General features: G+C 72.1%; 15 protein-coding genes. 5 read left to right on the top strand and 10 right to left on the bottom strand.

All coding sequences use genetic code 11. The features are described from left to right. Nucleotides 1-9: 9 nt before the first annotated feature. Both KB893_RS08075 and KB893_RS08070 read right to left on the bottom strand, forming a co-directional pair. Entirely contained in the window at nucleotides 10-270 is a 261-nt protein-coding gene (locus KB893_RS08075) for a DUF4212 domain-containing protein (RefSeq protein ID WP_211925761.1), read from the bottom strand. A 218-nt stretch (nucleotides 271-488) separates the two neighbouring features. Beyond that, nucleotides 489-1,883 (bottom strand): DcaP family trimeric outer membrane transporter, encoded by a 1,395-nt coding sequence (locus KB893_RS08070; protein ID WP_211925760.1) that lies wholly within the window; start codon nucleotides 1,881-1,883, stop codon nucleotides 489-491. Between the two features lie 237 nt (nucleotides 1,884-2,120). On the opposite strand from KB893_RS08070, the gene acs reads away from it, so the two are divergent. From acs to KB893_RS08045, 5 genes are all read left to right on the top strand, one after another. Then, nucleotides 2,121-4,064, top strand: a complete 1,944-nt coding sequence (gene acs, locus KB893_RS08065; protein WP_211925759.1) for an acetate--CoA ligase — start codon at nucleotides 2,121-2,123, stop codon at nucleotides 4,062-4,064. A gap of 77 nt (nucleotides 4,065-4,141) precedes the next feature. Then, entirely contained in the window at nucleotides 4,142-4,813 is a 672-nt protein-coding gene (locus tag KB893_RS08060; RefSeq protein WP_211925758.1) for a response regulator transcription factor, read from the top strand. A gap of 10 nt (nucleotides 4,814-4,823) precedes the next feature. Next, the gene (locus tag KB893_RS08055) at nucleotides 4,824-5,645 is read left to right on the top strand and encodes a hypothetical protein (RefSeq protein ID WP_211925757.1); all 822 of its coding nucleotides are present in this window, start codon (nucleotides 4,824-4,826) and stop codon (nucleotides 5,643-5,645) included. A gap of 96 nt (nucleotides 5,646-5,741) precedes the next feature. Next, nucleotides 5,742-5,933, top strand: coding sequence for a hypothetical protein (locus KB893_RS08050; protein WP_211925756.1), 192 nt, complete (start codon nucleotides 5,742-5,744; stop codon nucleotides 5,931-5,933). Beyond that, nucleotides 5,930-6,667 (top strand): ABC transporter ATP-binding protein, encoded by a 738-nt coding sequence (locus KB893_RS08045; RefSeq protein ID WP_211925755.1) that lies wholly within the window; start codon nucleotides 5,930-5,932, stop codon nucleotides 6,665-6,667. The genes KB893_RS08050 and KB893_RS08045 overlap by 4 nt, the downstream gene beginning before the upstream one ends. Here KB893_RS08045 and KB893_RS08040 read toward each other — a convergent pair. From KB893_RS08040 to KB893_RS08005, 8 genes are all read right to left on the bottom strand, one after another. After that, complete coding sequence (locus tag KB893_RS08040; protein ID WP_211925754.1) at nucleotides 6,664-10,110, bottom strand: hybrid sensor histidine kinase/response regulator; 3,447 nt, start codon at nucleotides 10,108-10,110, stop codon at nucleotides 6,664-6,666. The two genes, KB893_RS08045 and KB893_RS08040, sit on opposite strands and share 4 nt — an antisense overlap. Nucleotides 10,111-10,140: 30 nt before the next feature. Further along, nucleotides 10,141-11,535, bottom strand: a complete 1,395-nt coding sequence (locus KB893_RS08035; RefSeq protein ID WP_211925753.1) for an FAD/NAD(P)-binding protein — start codon at nucleotides 11,533-11,535, stop codon at nucleotides 10,141-10,143. A 108-nt stretch (nucleotides 11,536-11,643) separates the two neighbouring features. Beyond that, entirely contained in the window at nucleotides 11,644-11,811 is a 168-nt protein-coding gene (gene rpmG, locus KB893_RS08030; RefSeq protein WP_211925752.1) for a 50S ribosomal protein L33, read from the bottom strand. A 13-nt stretch (nucleotides 11,812-11,824) separates the two neighbouring features. Beyond that, complete coding sequence (gene rpmB / locus KB893_RS08025; protein WP_211925764.1) at nucleotides 11,825-12,061, bottom strand: 50S ribosomal protein L28; 237 nt, start codon at nucleotides 12,059-12,061, stop codon at nucleotides 11,825-11,827. 216 nt (nucleotides 12,062-12,277) lie between these two features. Further along, entirely contained in the window at nucleotides 12,278-12,610 is a 333-nt protein-coding gene (locus KB893_RS08020) for a lipid-A-disaccharide synthase N-terminal domain-containing protein (RefSeq protein ID WP_211925751.1), read from the bottom strand. Further along, complete coding sequence (locus tag KB893_RS08015; protein WP_211925750.1) at nucleotides 12,607-13,347, bottom strand: glycosyltransferase family 2 protein; 741 nt, start codon at nucleotides 13,345-13,347, stop codon at nucleotides 12,607-12,609. The genes KB893_RS08020 and KB893_RS08015 overlap by 4 nt, the downstream gene beginning before the upstream one ends. Beyond that, a complete protein-coding gene (locus KB893_RS08010; RefSeq protein ID WP_211925749.1) occupies nucleotides 13,344-14,318 on the bottom strand; it encodes an NAD-dependent epimerase/dehydratase family protein in 975 nt (324 codons plus the stop codon). The genes KB893_RS08015 and KB893_RS08010 overlap by 4 nt, the downstream gene beginning before the upstream one ends. A gap of 60 nt (nucleotides 14,319-14,378) precedes the next feature. Further along, nucleotides 14,379-16,103: an ArnT family glycosyltransferase gene (locus KB893_RS08005; protein WP_211925748.1), complete on the bottom strand. Its 1,725-nt coding sequence runs from the start codon at nucleotides 16,101-16,103 to the stop codon at nucleotides 14,379-14,381. Nucleotides 16,104-16,249 lie beyond the last annotated feature (146 nt).

The following is a 16,249-nucleotide window of genomic DNA, read 5'->3' as shown; positions in this document are numbered from 1 at the left end:
GTCGGGTCCTTATTGCTCGTCCACGCCGTACTCGCGATCGAGCCGGTTCATGTACCAGGTGTAGAAGAAGATGATCACGATGAAGGTGTAGATCGAACCCTGCTGGGCGAACCAGAAGCCCAGATCGGTGCCGCCGATCGGGATCCCCGCCAGCAGCGGGCGCAGGAGGATGCCGAAGCCGAACGACACGAGCGCCCAGACGCCCATGCAGATGAAGATGATCCTGAGGTTCGCCTTCCAGTAGTTGCTCGCCGATGTCTGTTCGCTCATGTGGGTCCCCGCGTTCGAATGCTGTTCTTGATGGTCTGGCGCCGACGTTGGCGGCTGCGCCCGCGTCGCGCCCGTCCGTGCCGGACGCGGCCTGGTCCGCCGCGCACGGTCGCGTACTGATGCTGCGCCGCGTCCCGCGGCAGTCCCCGGTGCGTGCGTGCAGCCGTCGTTGTCCCGCCGGACCGGCCGGCTGCCCGTCGGCGACCTGGCCGCGGCCGTCAGAAGCTGTACTTCACGTGCGTGTGCAGCCGGCTCAGGTCGCCCTCGCGCTCGTCCTCGAGGAAGCGCTCGCCGTAGATCAGCTCCGCCCCGACGTCGAGCTTCGGCAGCGGCGAATAGATCAGGTTGGCGTGGACCGAGTACGCCTTCTCGGTGACGCCGTAGCCGGTGTAGTCGACCTCGTTGTCGAAGGTCGCCATCGAATACATCAGGTTGCTGCGGAGCTTCGGCGTGAATGCGTGGCGCCAGGCGACGAAGCCGCCGGCGCCGTCGAGCGCATGGATGTCGCCGTTCTCGTCCTGGACCACGTCGCTGCCGAGGCCGAAGGCGAGGTAGCGGCCGATGCCGCTGCCGGCGTTGAGTGCGTAGCGGATGTCGTCGCTCGCGCCGATGTTGAAGCGGCCGGACACGCTGACCGCCGCCCCCGCCTCGTCCTCGTCCTCGTTCTTGAACTGGCGCAGCAGACCGGCGACGGTGAAGTGGCCCCAGTCTCCCTTGGTGATCCAGCGCGCGGTCAGGTCGGGCAGCACGTTGTCCTCCGTACGCACCGAGGGCCCGCCGAGATAGGGCGTGATCGTGGTCTCCGGATTCTCGACCGAGACCGACCACGCACCGCTGGTGTAACGCAGCTGGGCCTGGCGCGAGAAGATCGTGCCGTCGGTCGGGCCGACGAAGTCCACCGCCTCGGGCAGCGCCGAGACATCCATGAAGTTCGACCAGGTCTGGCCGGCGAGCCACTCGTTCCAGCTCACGTAGGCGTGGCGCAGGGTCAGCCCGTGGGTGTTGGTGTTGGTCGTGTTGCCGAGGATGGTGCCGCCGCCGAACATGTCGGCCTCGATGTAGGCCTTGACCTTGTCGCCGCCGTCGGTGACGTGGTCGACGCTGAACCAGAACCGCGAGAACTGCGCGTGCGAATCGGTGTAGGGATCGCCGCCCTCGGCGTCGTCGCCGCCGACCGGGATCGCGCCGGGCAGGTAGAACAGGCGCCCTGCCGAGCCGTCGACCATGCGCCCGTCGCTGGTGTCGGTGACCATCGCGTCGAACTTGATCATGCCGCCGTAGGAGAAGCTCGTGCCCGGGCTCGCGGAGGTGAGGATGGTGGTGTTCTGGATCGGCTGGGCGCCGGCCGGCAGCGGCGAGACCGCCGGCGAGGTCGCCGCGGCGGTCGCCGAGGTCCCGGCCGGGGAGGCGGTGGGCGCCGGGCTCGGTGCCGGCGTCGCGGCGCGCTCGGCGACGAGCTGCTCGACCATGCGTTCGAGTTGCGCGATGCGCGCCTCGAGTTCGCGTTCCTTGGCCGTCTGCGCCATCGCCGTCCCCGGCACCGCGAGCGCCAGCGTCAGCGCTGCGGCGAGCGGCCGCAGGCGTGAACGCGCAGGAATATATGCCCTGGACATGGTGTCTCCCCTCCCTCGGTCGCCGCTTATATGAATTCGTGAACCCGCGCTGACGGCGCGGCCCGGTCGAGCTTGCGGCGTGTGTCCACGGCCCGGCCATTCTTCTTTGGTCGAAGTGAAGGCGGTCTTCGACCAAAGTCGAAGCCGCGCCGCGGGCGGGTTCCCGGCCCCAAAAGGCACACTTGTGGGAGCCGCCGACGCTCCCGCGTCGTCCCCATTCCCGAGCCAGGAGCCCCCATGTCCGATGTGATCGCCCCGCGCGAGGAGTTCGCCGCCGCCGCCCTCACCCGCGCCGACGACTACGCACGCCTCTACCAGGAATCGACGCAGGATCCGGACGCGTTCTGGGGCAGGGTCGCCGGGCGCCTGGACTGGAACCGCGCGCCGACGCGGATCAAGGACGTCAGCTACGACCTCGCCGACTTCCACATCCGCTGGTACGCCGACGGCGAACTCAACGCCGCGGTCAACTGCGTCGACCGCCACCTCGCCACGCGTGGCGACAAGGTCGCGCTGATCTGGGAGCCGGACGATCCGAAGCAGCAGGCGCGCCGCATCACCTACCGCGAGCTGCATGCCGAGGTGTGCCGGCTCGCCAACGCGCTGGAGAACCTGGGCGTGGTCAAGGGCGACCGCGTCACGCTCTACCTGCCGATGATCCCCGAGGCCGCCTACGCGATGCTGGCCTGCGCGCGCATCGGCGCGATCCATTCGGTGGTGTTCGGCGGCTTCTCGCCGGACTCGATCGCCGGGCGCATCGCCGACTGCGGCAGCAAGCTCGTCATCACCGCCGACGAAGGGCTGCGCGGCGGCAAGCCGATCGCGCTGAAGAAGAACGTCGACGAGGCATTGAAGAAGCCGGGAACGCAGAGCGTGGAGACCGTGCTCGTGGTGCGCCGCACCGGCGCCACCGTCGACATGCAGATGCCGCGCGACCGCTGGTACGACGCGGTAGTCGAGGGCCAGCCGGCGACACACCAGGCGCAGCCGATGAACGCGGAGGATCCGCTGTTCATCCTCTACACCTCCGGCTCCACCGGCAAACCCAAGGGCGTGCTGCACACCACCGGCGGTTACCTGGTCTATGCGAGCTACACCCACGAACAGGTGTTCGACCTCAAGGACGACGACGTCTACTGGTGCACCGCGGACGTCGGCTGGGTGACCGGCCACAGCTACCTCGTCTACGGGCCGCTGGCCAACGGCGCGACCTCGCTGATGTTCGAGGGCGTGCCGAACTACCCCGACGTCTCGCGCTTCTGGGAGGTCATCGACAAGCACCAGGTGACCCTGTTCTACACCGCGCCGACGGCGATCCGCGCGCTGATGCGCGAGGGCGAGGCGCCGGTGAAGAAGGCTTCGCGCGCCAGCCTGCGCGTGCTCGGCTCGGTCGGCGAGCCGATCAACCCCGAGGCCTGGCGCTGGTACTACGACGTGGTCGGCGACGGCCGCTGCCCCGTGGTCGACACCTGGTGGCAGACCGAGACCGGCGGCATCCTGATCACGCCGCTGCCCGGCGCCACCGACCTCAAGCCCGGCTCCGCGACGCTGCCGTTCTTCGGCATCCAGCCGGCCCTGGTCGACGCCAACGGGCAGGAGCTGGAGGGCGCGGCCGAGGGCAACCTGGTCATCAAGGACTCCTGGCCGGGCCAGATGCGCACGGTCTACGGCGACGACCAGCGCTTCATCGACACCTATTTCAAGACCTATCCCGGCCGCTACTTCACCGGCGACGGCTGTCGCCGCGACGCCGACGGCTACTACTGGATCACCGGCCGCGTCGACGACGTCATCAACGTGTCCGGGCACCGCATCGGCACGGCCGAGGTCGAGAGCGCGCTGGTCGCGCATCCGAAGGTGGCCGAGGCCGCGGTCGTGGGCTTCCCGCACGACATCAAGGGCCAGGGCATCTACGCCTACGTGACCCTCAACGCCGGCGAGCAGCCGGACGACGACCTGCGCAAGGAACTCGTCGCCTGGGTGCGCAAGGAGATCGGGCCGATCGCCTCGCCCGACCACCTGCAGTGGGCGCCCGGCCTGCCGAAGACGCGCTCGGGCAAGATCATGCGCCGCATCCTGCGCAAGATCGCGGAGAACCAGCCGGACCAGCTCGGCGATACCTCGACGCTGGCCGATCCTTCCGTGGTGCAGGCGCTGCTGGACGAGCGCAAGGTCAAGTAGAGTCGACGCGGGCCGGCGCTCCCCGGCCCTTTCCGCGGCCGTGGACGGCGGTCGCCCTGCACGTGCAACGGCCGCCCATGCCCACGATCCTGATCGCCGACGACCATCCGCTGTTCCGCGAGGCCCTGCGCGGCGCCGTGGTCCGCGACCTGCCCGCGGCGGACATCGTCGAGGCCGAAACCGCCGAGGGCCTGTTCGCCGCCGCCGACGAGCATCCGCATGCCGACCTGGTGCTGATGGATCTCGGCATGCCCGGCGCGCACGGCTTCAGCGCGCTCGTGCACCTGCGCGCGGCGCAGCCGCAGCTGCCGGTGATCGTCGTCTCCGCGCGCGAGGAGCCGGCGACGATCCGCCGCGCGATCGACCATGGCGCCGCGGGCTTCATCCCGAAGTCGGCGGACACCGCGAGCATCCACGCGGCGATCGGCGCCGTGCTCGACGGCGACACCTGGATTCCCCCGCAGTCGGCCAGCGCGAGCGGCGTCGGCCGCGAAGAGGCGGAGATCGCGCAGCGCATCCGCGAGCTGAGCCCGCAGCAGTTCCGCGTGCTGAGCATGCTCGGCGCCGGCCTGCTCAACAAGCAGATCGCCTACGCGATGGACGTCTCCGAGGCGACCGTGAAGGCGCACATGACCGCGGTGCTGCGCAAGCTCGGCGCGTCCAACCGGACCCAGGCGGTGCTGCTCGCCGGCCGGCTCTCGCTCGACGGCAGCGTGAGCGCCGGCGACGAGGCCGTCGACGACCCCTGACCCCGAGGGCATGGCGTACCCTGCCTTCGATCCGCTGCGCGCCGAGGCGCGGGCGCTGTGCCATGCATGGTGGGCGCGCTGGCATCGCGACCGGGCCGGGCTGCTGGTCGAGCTGCTTGCCTGGATGCTGTGCGCGGTGGGTGCGGGCATCGTGCTGCACGGCTTCGCGCCGACGATGCGCAACATCCTCTCGTGGTTGCCGTCGCATGCGCTCGTGGCCGTCGTGGGCACTGCGACGCTGGTCTGGTGGCAGGCTGATGCACGCAGCCGTCGACGTCTGGCCGCAACCGGGGAAGGTTGGCTGGCGGCCCTGCCGCAGACGGCCGACCGCGTGCCGGCCGCACTGTGGCGGGCGGCCTGCCGCGACGCCGGCACCTGGTCCGGCGCGTGGCTGGCCCTCGTCTGCATGGCTGCTGCGCAGCGCGATCTCGAGGGGCCGGAATGGGACGCGGCATTCACGCTCGGCGCCGTCCTTCTCCTGGTTCCGCCGCTGGCGGCGCGACACGTCCTGCGCTCGCGGCCGCGTGACGGCGGCGCTGCGCCACGTGCGCCTTGGTCGACCGTCGGCCGGGCGCTGCCACCGGCGATGGCATGGCAGCTGGCCCGGGCCCGGGGCGCCTGGCGCGGGCGTGGCCTCGCCTTCAGGCTCGCGCCGGTCCTGCTCCTGGTGCCTGCGGGCATGGCCGGACTGCCGCAGCTCGCGGCGCTGGCGGGCCTGCTGGTCGCGGCGGGACTGCTTTCCCTGTGGTCGGAGGCGCTGCGCACCATGCTCGCGGCCGCCGAGCTCATGCGTGCGCAGCCGCTCGGCCCGGCGCAGCGGCCGCTGCCCTAGCTGCGCCTGCCCACGGTCATCCTGCTGGCGGGGGAAGCGGCGATCCTGCTGCCGCTGGCCTGGGCCGGTCCAGCGGGCCTGGCGCCCCTGGCCGCGTTGACGCTCGCCGCGGCGGCGCAGCTGCAGGTCGCCTGCGTGCGCGCCAGCGCCGCGGATGGCCGTCCGCCGGCGCTGCGCCAGCTGCTCCACGCGGTGCTCGTGTTCGGCCTGCTGCAGGTGGCCGAGCCGCTGGCGGCCGCGAGCTATGTGCTGCAGTCGGCGTGGCTGTGGACGTGCAGGCCGGCATGAGTGCGCTGCTCGAGGTCCAACGCGTGCGCGTGCGCCTGGAGGGCCGCGACGTCCTCGACGACCTGTCGCTTGCGCTCGAGCGCGGCGCGCTGGCGACGCTGGTGGGCGCGAACGGCTCCGGCAAGACCCGCCTGATCCACGCCGTCGCCGGGCTCCAGCCGCTGGCCTCGGGCGCGATCCGCATCGACGGCGTCCCGCTCGCCGCAGACCCAGGCGCCGCGCGGGCGCGCCTCGGGTTCGCGGTCGATCCGTCGCGCCTGCCCGCGCCGCTGTCGCCACGGCAGTGCCTCGAGCTGTTCGCCCGCAGTCGCGGTCTGGCCCGCATCGATGCGGAGACGCTCGCCTTCGCCGAGCAGGTCCGGCTGGCGCCGTGGCTGGACACGCCCGTCGGCGCCTGCTCGCTCGGCACCCGGCAGAAGCTCGCGATCGCGCTCGCCCTCGTCGGCACGCCGCCGCTGCTGCTGCTCGACGAGGCGCTCAATGGCCTGGATCCGGTGGCGGCGGTGGACACGTTCGACCATCTGCGCCGGCTCGCCGACGACGGGCGCTGCGGCGTGCTGCTCGCTACCCACGGACTCGAGCTGGCAGTGGACCGGGCCGATCGCCTGCTGCTGATCGAGGCGGGGCGGCTCGCGGCAGACTGGGATGCGCAGGCGCTCGCGCAGGCGCGTGGGACGGGCGGCATCGCAGGGGCGGTCGTCGCCCACCTGCGCGCGGCGCAGGCGGCGCGCTAGACCACGACCTTGCGCTGCGCGGCGAGGAAGGCGCGCAACGATGCGGGCTTGAGCGGCTTGGTCAGCAGCGCACAGCCGCGGCTGCGCGCGGCGCGCTTCACCGGGTCGCTGCCGTCGGCGGTGACCAGCGCGGCGGGAACCTGGTCGCCGCAGATCGCGCGCAGCCTGTCGACCGCAGCCAAGCCGTCGATGTCGTCGTGCAGGTGGTAGTCCACCAGCAGCGCGTCGGGCATGCGCGCGGACGCGGCCTCGACCGCGGCGTCCACAGTCTCCGCGGCGTGCACCTCCACGCCCCAGCGCGTCAGCAGCGCCACCATGCCGGCAAGGATGGCGCGATCGTTGTCCAGGCACAGCACGCGCATGTCGCCGAGATCGCCGCGCACCGCCGGCGTCTGCCGCGGCGGACGCGCGACCACCGGCTTCAGCGCCAGCGGCACGCGCATCGAAAACACGCTGCCGCGCCCGGTGCGCGAGCGCACCGCGATGGGATGGCCCAGCAGGTGCGACACGCGCTGGCAGATCGACAGGCCCAGCCCGAGGCCGCGTTCGCCCCAGGGCGAGGCCTGGTCGAAGCGGCGGAACTCCTCGAACACGTGGCGCAGGTGCTGCTCGGGAATGCCGGGGCCGGTGTCCCACACCTCGATCAGCGCCGCACCCGAACGCAGGCGCACACCGACCACGATCCCGCCGTGCTCGGTGTAGCGCAGCGCGTTGGAGACGAAGTTCTGCAGCGCGCGGCGCAGCAGGCGGCGGTCGCTGGTCACGGTGACGTCGCGACGGCGCACGCGCAGCGACAGGCCGCGTTCGGCCGCCAGCGGCGCGTACTGCTCCGCGATGCCGCCGAGCAGCTCGTCGAGGCGGAAGTCTCCGACCTCGGTCTCCAGCGCGCCGGCCTCCAGGCGCGAGATGTCGAGCAGGCCGTCGAGCAGCTCCTCCGCCGCGCGCAGGGAGACGTCGACGCGCTCGCCGAGCCGGCGCTGCTCGGCGACGTCGTCGGTGACGCGCAGCGCCGAGGCGAACAGGCGCGCGGCGTTGAGCGGCTGCAGCACATCGTGGCTGAGCGCGGCGAGGAAGCGCGTCTTCGAGGTGGTGGCGGCCTCCGCCTCGCGCGTGCGCAGCGCAACGCGCTGCTCGAGGTTCTCGTTGGCTTCGCGCAGCGCGCGCTCGACGCGCTTGTAGTCGGTGACGTCGTTGTAGGTGGTGACGTAGCCACCGTGCGGCAATGGCCGGCCCTGCATCTCGATGGTGCGGCCGTCCGGGCGCACGCGTTCGAACAGGTGCGGCGTGCCGGCGCGCATGTAGGCGATGCGCTTGTCGATCTGTTCCTGCACGTCGCCGGCGCCGAGCTCGCCGCGCTCGCCGTTGTAGCGGATCAGGTCGGCGACCGGACGTCCGACGTAGAGCATGCCGTCGGGGTAGTCGAAGAGCTCCTGGTAGCGGCGGTTCCATGCCACCAGGCGCATGTCGCGGTCGACCACGCTGACCGCCTGCGACATGTTCTCCATCGTCGCCGAGAGGATCTCGCGGTTGAAGCGCAGCTCCTGGCTGGCCTCGTCGAGCAGCGCCATCACCTCGCCGATCTCCATGCCCGAGCCGCGCAGCGCGGTGGTCAGGGTCAGGCGCGCCGACGCGGCGCCGATGGAGGCGGCGAGCAGGCGTTCGGTGAACTGCACCAGCGCGCGGTCGGCGGCCGTGCCCTGCGGCACCGTGCGCGCGCCCTTTGCTGCGAAATGGTCGGCGAAGGCGCGGCGGGCGTTGCGTTCGCCGACCACGTGCGCGGCCAGTGCCTGCAGGTCGCCGACGCTGAGCCCGCCGCGCCACACGCCGCCGGCGAGCGCCGGACGATGGGCGTAGGGATCGAGGAAGGGCGTCGCCGCGAGGCGGTCCTCGAAGCGCGGGCTGTAGCGGGTGGAAAGAACCAGGAAGGTGCCGATGTTGGCCAGCAGCGACCAGAACGTGCCGTGGGTGATCGCATCCCAGCCCTGCAGGCCGAACAGGCTCTCCGGCCGCAGCCAGCGCAGGCCGAGCGGGCCGTCGATCAGCCAGGCGTCGTCGACGCCGAGCGCGCGCAGCAGGGTCGGCAGCATCAGGGTGTAGGCCCACACGCCGATGCCGGCGACGAGGCCGGCCAGCGCGCCGACGCGGCTGCCGCCGCGCCAGTACAGCCCACCGATCAGCGCCGGCGCGAACTGCGCGACCGCCGCGAAGGCGAGCAGGCCGTAGGCGGCCAGCGTCTCGGTGCCACCGGCGAACCGGTAGTACAGGTAGGACAGCGCGGCGATCACGACGATCGCGATGCGTCGTACCCACAGCACGCGGGTGGCCAGTGGCAGCGCGTTGCCGCGCGCGTTGCGCAGCAGCATCGGCATGACCAGGTCGTTGCTGACCATGGTCGCCAGCGCCACGCTCGCCACGATGACCATGCCCGTCGCCGCCGAGAAGCCGCCGATGTAGGCAGCCAGGGCCAGCGCGATGGAATCCTGCGCGATCGGCAGCGCCAGCACGTAGATGTCGGGCTGCGCGCGTCCGGCCAGCAGCGCCTGCCCGGCGGCGCTGATCGGCAGCACCATCACGCACACCAGCACCAGGTAGCTGCCGAACAGCCAGCGGGCGCGGCGGACGTTGGCCACGTCCTCGCACTCCACCACCGCCAGCTGGAACTGGCGCGGCAGGCAGACCAGCGCGACGAAGGCGAGCAGGGTCTGCGCGACGAAGCCCTGCGGGATGCCGGGCACGACCATGCGCCGTCCGGCCTCCAGCAGCCGCTGCGTCAGGCCCTCGCCGCCGGGCAGGTGCGCGATCGCGAACACACCCACCGCGACGAAGGCGACCAGCTTCACCAGCGACTCCAGCGCCACCGCCAGCACCATGCCGTGGTGATGCTCGGTGGCGTCGAGCTGGCGCGTGCCGAACAGGATCGCGAACACCGCGAGCAGGCCGGCGACGTAGAACGCCGGGTCCGACAGCACCGGGCGCGGTGCGCCCTCGCCGGTGGCGGCGGCGGTGAGCACCTCGAGGCTCGTCGCCACCGCCTTGAACTGCAGCGCCACGTAGGGGATCGCGGCGACCACCGCGATCATCGCCACCAGCGCGGCGAGCGCCGGCGCACGGCCGTAGCGCGAGGCGATGAAGTCGGCGATGGAGACGATGTTCTGCTCGCGCGCGATCAGCGCCAGCCGTTCGAGGATCCGCCAGCCGAAGATCAGCAGCAGCAGCGGTCCCAGGTAGATCGGCAGGAACCCGAGGCCGGTGCGCGCGGCGGTGCCGACGGCGCCGTAGAAGGTCCACGACGAGCAGTACACCGCCATGGCGAGGCTGTAGACCAGCGGGCGCATCCACGCCGGCGAGGGCCTGGCCTCGGTGCGGTCGCCCCACCAGGCGACGCCGAACAGCACGCCGACGTAGAGCGCGGAAACCAGCAGCAGCGTCCAGTCGGTGATCAAACGTGCGCTCCCCGGTACGACGCGTCGAGTCTAGCGCGGCACCAGCAGCGCCCGAGCCGCGTCGGCCGCCTGCATGCGCAGGTCGGGCACGGCGGTGCTCTCCCAGAGCGTGCCGATGCGCAGGCTGCCGAGCAGGCGCAGGTTCGGCGCGGCACGTCCGCGGGCGTCGAGGGGGCGGCCGTCGAGGTCGGTGGCCAGGCCGAGGCCGAGCGGGTCCGGCTGCACCATGCCGTCGGCGAGGAGCTGGGCGAGCAGCGGGTCCGCCGTGTCGCGCAGGTCGGCGGCGATGCCGGTGGCGTTGACCACGTGGGTCACGTCCAGCGCGAACGGCCCTCCGCAACCCTCCGCCTCGGCCCGCACGCCGCCGTCGATGCGAGTGAGGTGGCGCAGCCGGCCGCGATGCAGGCGGAGGCGCCCGCCGGCGAGGTCGCGCGCGATCAGCGCCTGCGCCGGGGCCGCGATGCGGTGGCGGTGGATGTCCCAGTGCCGACGCGCGTGGCGCAGGAAGCGGCGGCGGTCGGCGTCCTCGAACCCGCGCCAGATGCTCTGCACGTGCGGACGCACCGCGTCGAGCACGTCCTGCCACGGCCGCCCCTGGCGGACCGCCTCCCCGGCCAGGCCGCGCAGACCGCGCACGACCGCACGCAGCGGACGGCCGACGAGCGCCGAGGCGTCGATCCCGTCGCCCTGATGCCCGCGGTCGGTATGCGGCAGCGGCAGCAGGGCGTGCCGCGCCAGGACGTGCAGCGGCCCGCGGTGGCCGCGGGCGTCGAGGCCGAGGGCGACGTCGACCATGCTCAGGCCCGCGCCAACCACCAGCACCGCGGCCTCTTCGGGGATGCCCGCCAGCGCGGCCTCGTCCCAGGCCTCGACCAGCCGCGCGGGCGGCACGTCGGGATCGCGCGTGCCCGGCAGCGGGCGCGGGCGGTTGCCGGGCGCGAGGATCGCGCCGGTCGCGCGCAGCCGGGCGCCGGATTCGAGTTCGATCGAGAGGGTCGCACCGCCGTGGCGCAGCGCGATCGCCCGCCCGCGGTGGACCTCCAGGCGCGCGGGGCTCGCCGCACGCGCGGCCGTGAGCCGCGCCTGCAGGTAGCGGCGGTACGAGGGGCGTGGCACGAAGCGGTTGGCGAGATCGGCCGCGGTCGCGGTGCCGACCGGGTCCTGCTCGAGCAGATACGCGACAAAGTCGTTCGGCCGCTCCGGGAACGCGCTCATGCGCCCGGCAACGACGTTGAGCAGGTGCTCCGGCCGGTCGCCGGCGTAGGCGACGCCGGCGCCGAGCTCGCCCGCGGCCTCCACCAGCACGATGCGCGCACCCGCAGGAGCCAGCGCCAGCGCATGCAGCGCCGCGATGACGCCGGCGGCGCCCCCGCCGATGATCGCGAGTGCGGCGGGGTCGGCGGGGTCACAGGCGTGCTCGGGCATCGGCGGATTCTACGTGCGCCGTGGGTGCCGTCCGGAAACGACGAAGCCCGCCGGAGGGCGGGCTTCGCGGGTGGCGCGATCGCCGGTCGCGGCCGGCGTGACGTCAGGTCACTTGATCTTGCCTTCCTTGTAGATCACGTGCTTCCGGACGACCGGGTCGTACTTCATGAACTCGAACTTGTTCGGCGTGTTCTTCTTGTTCTTGGTCGTCGTGTAGAAGTGGCCGGTCCCCGCGGAGGAGATCAGGCGGATCTTGTCGCTCTTGCTGTTGGCCATGGCTGCAGGCTCCTCAGATCTTCTCGCCGCGGGCGCGCAGTTCGGCGAGAACCACGTCGATGCCGCGCTTGTCGATGGTGCGCAGGGCATGGGTGCTCACGCGCAGCTTGACCCAGCGATTCTCGCTGGCAACCCAGAAGCGGCGCTCGTGCAGGTTGGGCAGGAAGCGGCGACGGGTCTTGTTGTTGGCATGCGAGACGTTGTTGCCGGTCTGCACGCCCTTTCCGGTTACTTGGCACACGCGGGCCATACGCACCTCGATCGGGATTTCGGTTGATCCCCCTTTGGCCAGGGAGACATCGGCCCCGCACCAGGCGAACCGCCTGGGCGCACGATGTGGGAGTGGGATTCGCACCGCCGCTGCGCCGGAACCGTGCTTCCGGACGCATCGGGCCGAAACGGCATACCGGAGCGAGCCGCGCATCATGCCCGGCTTTTCCTTCCGCGGCAAGTGCTTGCGCCGGTGCTAGTCGGGCGTGGCGGGGTCGCGGGGGCGCGCCCCGCGGTTGCGGATGTCGAGCCAGAGGCTGTAGGCGGCGGTGAAGGCCGGAAACAGGTTCTGCAGCACCCCGACGGAGTCGCGCTTCGCCGAGAACAGGAAGTAGCTCAGCGTCATCAGGCTGCCGACCACGCTCATGTACCAGAACAGGCGCGGGATCACCGGCCGCCCGGCCCGGCGCGAGGCCAGGAACTGCACCAGCCAGCGCCCGCCGAACAGGGCCGCGCCGGTGTAGCCGATCAGCTTCCACGGCGTGACGTGCAGGCCGGTGAATCCGAGCCAGACGATTTCCTGGTTCATGGCGCCCCCAGCTCGCGAACCGCAGTGCGCCGGCTGCGAGCGATCAGCCAGGCCACGCCGCGCAGGTCGCGCAGGCCGACCCAGGCGCGCTGCAGGTTGTTGTACTTGGAGCAGCCTGCGGCGCGCGGTCGATGGCGCACCGGGACCGACTTCACCTGCCAGCCGGCGCGCTGCATGAGGGCGGGGAGGAAGCGGTGCATGTGGTCGAAGTAGGGCAGGTCGAGGAAGGCCTCGCGTTCGAACAGCTTGATGCCGCAGCCAGTGTCGGGCGTATCGTCGCGCAGCAGGCGGCTACGGATGGCGTTCGCCCACTTCGAGGCCCAGCGCTTGCTGCCGCTGTCGCGGCGCTCGGTCCGCCAGCCGGCGAAGAGCTTGAGCGTCGCCGGCGCGGCGTCGCGCTCGCGCAGGAGCAGGGGGATGTCGGCGGGGTCGTTCTGGCCGTCGCCATCGAGCGTGGCGATCCAGGCGCCGCGGGCGGCGCGCACACCGGTGCGGATCGCGGTGCTCTGCCCGGACTGGCTGGCATGGACGAGCACGCGCAGCTCCGGGACCTCGGCGCGGAGCGCATCCAGTATAGCGAGGGTGCCATCACGGCTGGCGTCGTCCACGTAGACGATCTCGAACCCGATCCGTCCGCGCAGCGCCGTCACGATCTCCCCGACCAGCGGCCGCACGTTGTCGGCCTCGTTGAAGACCGGCACCACCACCGACAGCGCCGGGGCTGCGTCCTGCGTCATGCATCCTCTCCGTAGTACGTGCGGCACCACTCGACCACGCCGGGCAGGCCCTCCTCGATCGCGATCCCCGCGCGGAAGCCGAAGGCCGCCTCGGCGGCGGCGGTGTTCGCAGCGGTCTCGAGCATGTCGCCGGGCTGCATCGGGCGGTAGTCCTTCACAGCGGCGCGGCCGGCGGCCTGCTCGATCACCGCGATGAAGCGCTCGAGCTCCACCGGCACGCTGTTGCCGAGGTTGAACAGGCGGTGCGGCGCCACGCCGGCATCGTCCGGCGGATGGTCCAGCGCGCCCAGCACGCCGCCGACGATGTCGTCGATGTGGGTGAAGTCGCGGCGCAGGCGGCCGTGGTTGAAGACCTGGATCGGGCGTCCGGCGAGCACCGCGCGGGCGAACAGCAGCGGCGCCATGTCCGGGCGCCCCCACGGCCCGTACACCGTGAAGAAGCGCAGGCCGGTCGTCGGGATGCGATAGAGGTGCGCGTAGCTGTGCGCCATCAGTTCGTTGGCGTGCTTGGTCGCCGCGTACAGCGACAGCGGCGCGTCGACGCGCTGGTCCTCCGAGAACGGGGTCGTGGTGCCGGCGCCGTAGACCGAGGACGACGAGGCGTACACCAGGTGCCGCACCGCGTGCCGCCGGCAGGCCTCGATGACGTTGCCGAAGCCGACCAGGTTGGCCTGCAGGTAGGCCTGCGGGCGCGTGATGGAGTAGCGCACCCCGGCCTGTGCGGCGAGGTGGACGAGGTGGGTCGGCCCGACCTCGTCGACCGCGGCATCCAGCGCGGCGGCATCGGCGATGTCGAGCACCCGCACGGGCAGGTCCGGGCACAGCGCAGCCACGCGGTCGCGCTTGAGCGACGGGGCGTAGTAGGCATCGAAGCTGTCGAGGCCGAAGACGGCGTCGCCGCGCGCCTGCAGGGCGCGTGCGACGTGCGCGCCGATGAAGCCGGCTGCGCCGGTGACGAGGACGCGCCTCATGCGACGCGTCGTCCGGCCGCGTCGCGGCCTGCCTGAGGTGTCCGCCGCGTCGCGCACGTGTCACTCATCCTCGGCGCCCTCCTCGTCGTCGATCTCGTCGGCCAGCGCCGGCGTCACGCAGCCCTGCCGCATCGCCGTGCCCGGCACCAGCAGCCAGCGCCTGCGGTTGGACTCGCCGATCGCCACGACCTGCGTCGCGTCCGCGCAGGGGCTCAGCGCCTCGTCGAGCACGAACAGCCAGCGTCGCTGCGGCGCCTGTGCGAGCCACGGGGTCGCGTCCGTCCACTGGTCCTGCCAGTCGCGGCGGAAGCCGAAGGTCCGCGTGGGACGGTCGGCCTGCAGCAGGTGTTGTTCCCTCCAGCCAATCAGTGCGAGCTCCGCGTCGGGGCCGATGTGGGCACCGGCTTCGCGCATCAGCCGTCGTGCCGAGCTGCTGGCGTCGACCGCCGGCGCCAGGCCGACGCCGTAGACCGTCCACAGCAGGGCGATGAAGCTGACCACGGCCGCGCCGATCCGGCGGAGCCGCAACGTGGCCAGGAGCACGAGGCCGGCGACGCCCAGCCCGAGCAGCCAGGCCATCAGACGATGCATCGAGTCCAGGGACATGCCGCGTTCGGTGGCCTTCTCCACCGCCCAGCGCGCATCGGCCAGGCCGCTGGCGCCGGCGGCGGCGAAGAGCAGCGAGAGCAGCACGATGAACGCCGCCAGGATCCAGTGCACGCCTCGCCGGCGCAGCAGGCCGGGCAGCAGCGGCGCGGCGGCCACGCACAGCGCCGGCAGCACCGGGAAGATGTAGACCTCCCGCTTGCCGGGACTGGCGGTGAAGAAGAGGAGGGTGAGCAGGCTCCACCCCAGCAGGACGACCAGCCGTGCGTCGCGGCGCTTCAGCCGGCGCCACCACGCCGGCAGCAGCCACGGCAGCAACAGCGCACCCGGAAGCCAAAGGGTGAAGATCACCTCGAGGTAGTACCAGGCCGGCTGCACGTGGTGCCAGGCATTGGCGTAGCGTTCGCCCGTCTGCTTGAAGAGGATGTTGTCGGCGTAAGCCTGCATCGCCGGATCGCTGCTGGTCGCCACCGCCACCAGCATCGGGACCAGCCACACCCCCGCGCCGGCCACGAAGGCCAGCGCGAACCCCGCCCAGCACCAGCCGCCAGCGGCGGTCGTCGTGGCGCGCGGCGCGAAGCGGCGGGTCGCGGCCCACGGCAGCAGCGCCAGGAGCGGCAGGAATCCCACGCCCTTGGTCACCGTGCCCAGCCCGGCGGCGAAGGCGCCGAGGCAGAACGCCGGCCAGTCCGGTCCGCGCAGCAGATGCCGCAGCAGCCCCCACAGCGACAGCGTGGTCATGAACACCAGCAGCATGTCGATCTGCGCACGCTTGGCCTGCAGCCCGAACTGCAGGCAGCCGAGCAGCGCGAAGCCGGCCCAGACCGCCACCCGCGGGTTCCACAGCCGGCGTGCCAAGTCCACCGTCAGCCACAGCGTGCCCAGCGCCGCCAGCAGCGAGGGCAGCAGGAACGCCACGCGCAGGTCGCCGGTCAACGCGTAGCCGGCCGCGATCGTCCACATGAACATCGGCGGCTTGTCCGGGTAGATCTCGTTGCCGCGGTGCGGGACCAGCCACGACCCGCTCTCCACCATCTGCCTGGCCGCCAGCGCGAAGCGCGGCTCGTCCGGCGGCGACGGATCGCGCAGGCCCAGCCCGGCACCGAGCGCGGCGAGCGCCAGCAGGAGCAGGAGCAGGACGAGTCGCGGATACGACCAATACCGGACCACGGAATGCATGCGGATCCCGGAGGGAGCGAGAACCGCGGGAGCGTGGCAGGCCGGGGATCGGAAACCTGTCGGAACGTTCCGACCCCGTTCCGACGCCGCTGCATGCCCACTATCGTGTAGGCCGCGGCGGGCGGACGTGCGAGCGGAGGAGCGGC

The organism is Coralloluteibacterium stylophorae (assembly GCF_018122625.2).
GTDB lineage: Bacteria > Pseudomonadota > Gammaproteobacteria > Xanthomonadales > Xanthomonadaceae > Coralloluteibacterium > Coralloluteibacterium stylophorae.
This window is presented reverse-complemented; position numbering and strand designations above follow the sequence as displayed.

What these genes read in the sequence shown, in the direction of transcription:
- KB893_RS08075 (WP_211925761.1), bottom strand. Translation starts at nt 270, where the DNA reads ATGAGCGAACAGACATCGGCGAGCAACTACTGGAAGGCGAACCTCAGG.
- KB893_RS08070 (WP_211925760.1), bottom strand. Translation starts at nt 1,883, where the DNA reads ATGTCCAGGGCATATATTCCTGCGCGTTCACGCCTGCGGCCGCTCGCC.
- acs (WP_211925759.1), top strand. Translation starts at nt 2,121, where the DNA reads ATGTCCGATGTGATCGCCCCGCGCGAGGAGTTCGCCGCCGCCGCCCTC.
- KB893_RS08060 (WP_211925758.1), top strand. Translation starts at nt 4,142, where the DNA reads ATGCCCACGATCCTGATCGCCGACGACCATCCGCTGTTCCGCGAGGCC.
- KB893_RS08055 (WP_211925757.1), top strand. Translation starts at nt 4,824, where the DNA reads ATGGCGTACCCTGCCTTCGATCCGCTGCGCGCCGAGGCGCGGGCGCTG.
- KB893_RS08045 (WP_211925755.1), top strand. Translation starts at nt 5,930, where the DNA reads ATGAGTGCGCTGCTCGAGGTCCAACGCGTGCGCGTGCGCCTGGAGGGC.
- KB893_RS08035 (WP_211925753.1), bottom strand. Translation starts at nt 11,535, where the DNA reads ATGCCCGAGCACGCCTGTGACCCCGCCGACCCCGCCGCACTCGCGATC.
- rpmG (WP_211925752.1), bottom strand. Translation starts at nt 11,811, where the DNA reads ATGGCCAACAGCAAGAGCGACAAGATCCGCCTGATCTCCTCCGCGGGG.
- rpmB (WP_211925764.1), bottom strand. Translation starts at nt 12,061, where the DNA reads ATGGCCCGCGTGTGCCAAGTAACCGGAAAGGGCGTGCAGACCGGCAAC.
- KB893_RS08020 (WP_211925751.1), bottom strand. Translation starts at nt 12,610, where the DNA reads ATGAACCAGGAAATCGTCTGGCTCGGATTCACCGGCCTGCACGTCACG.
- KB893_RS08015 (WP_211925750.1), bottom strand. Translation starts at nt 13,347, where the DNA reads ATGACGCAGGACGCAGCCCCGGCGCTGTCGGTGGTGGTGCCGGTCTTC.
- KB893_RS08010 (WP_211925749.1), bottom strand. Translation starts at nt 14,318, where the DNA reads ATGAGGCGCGTCCTCGTCACCGGCGCAGCCGGCTTCATCGGCGCGCAC.
- KB893_RS08005 (WP_211925748.1), bottom strand. Translation starts at nt 16,103, where the DNA reads ATGCATTCCGTGGTCCGGTATTGGTCGTATCCGCGACTCGTCCTGCTC.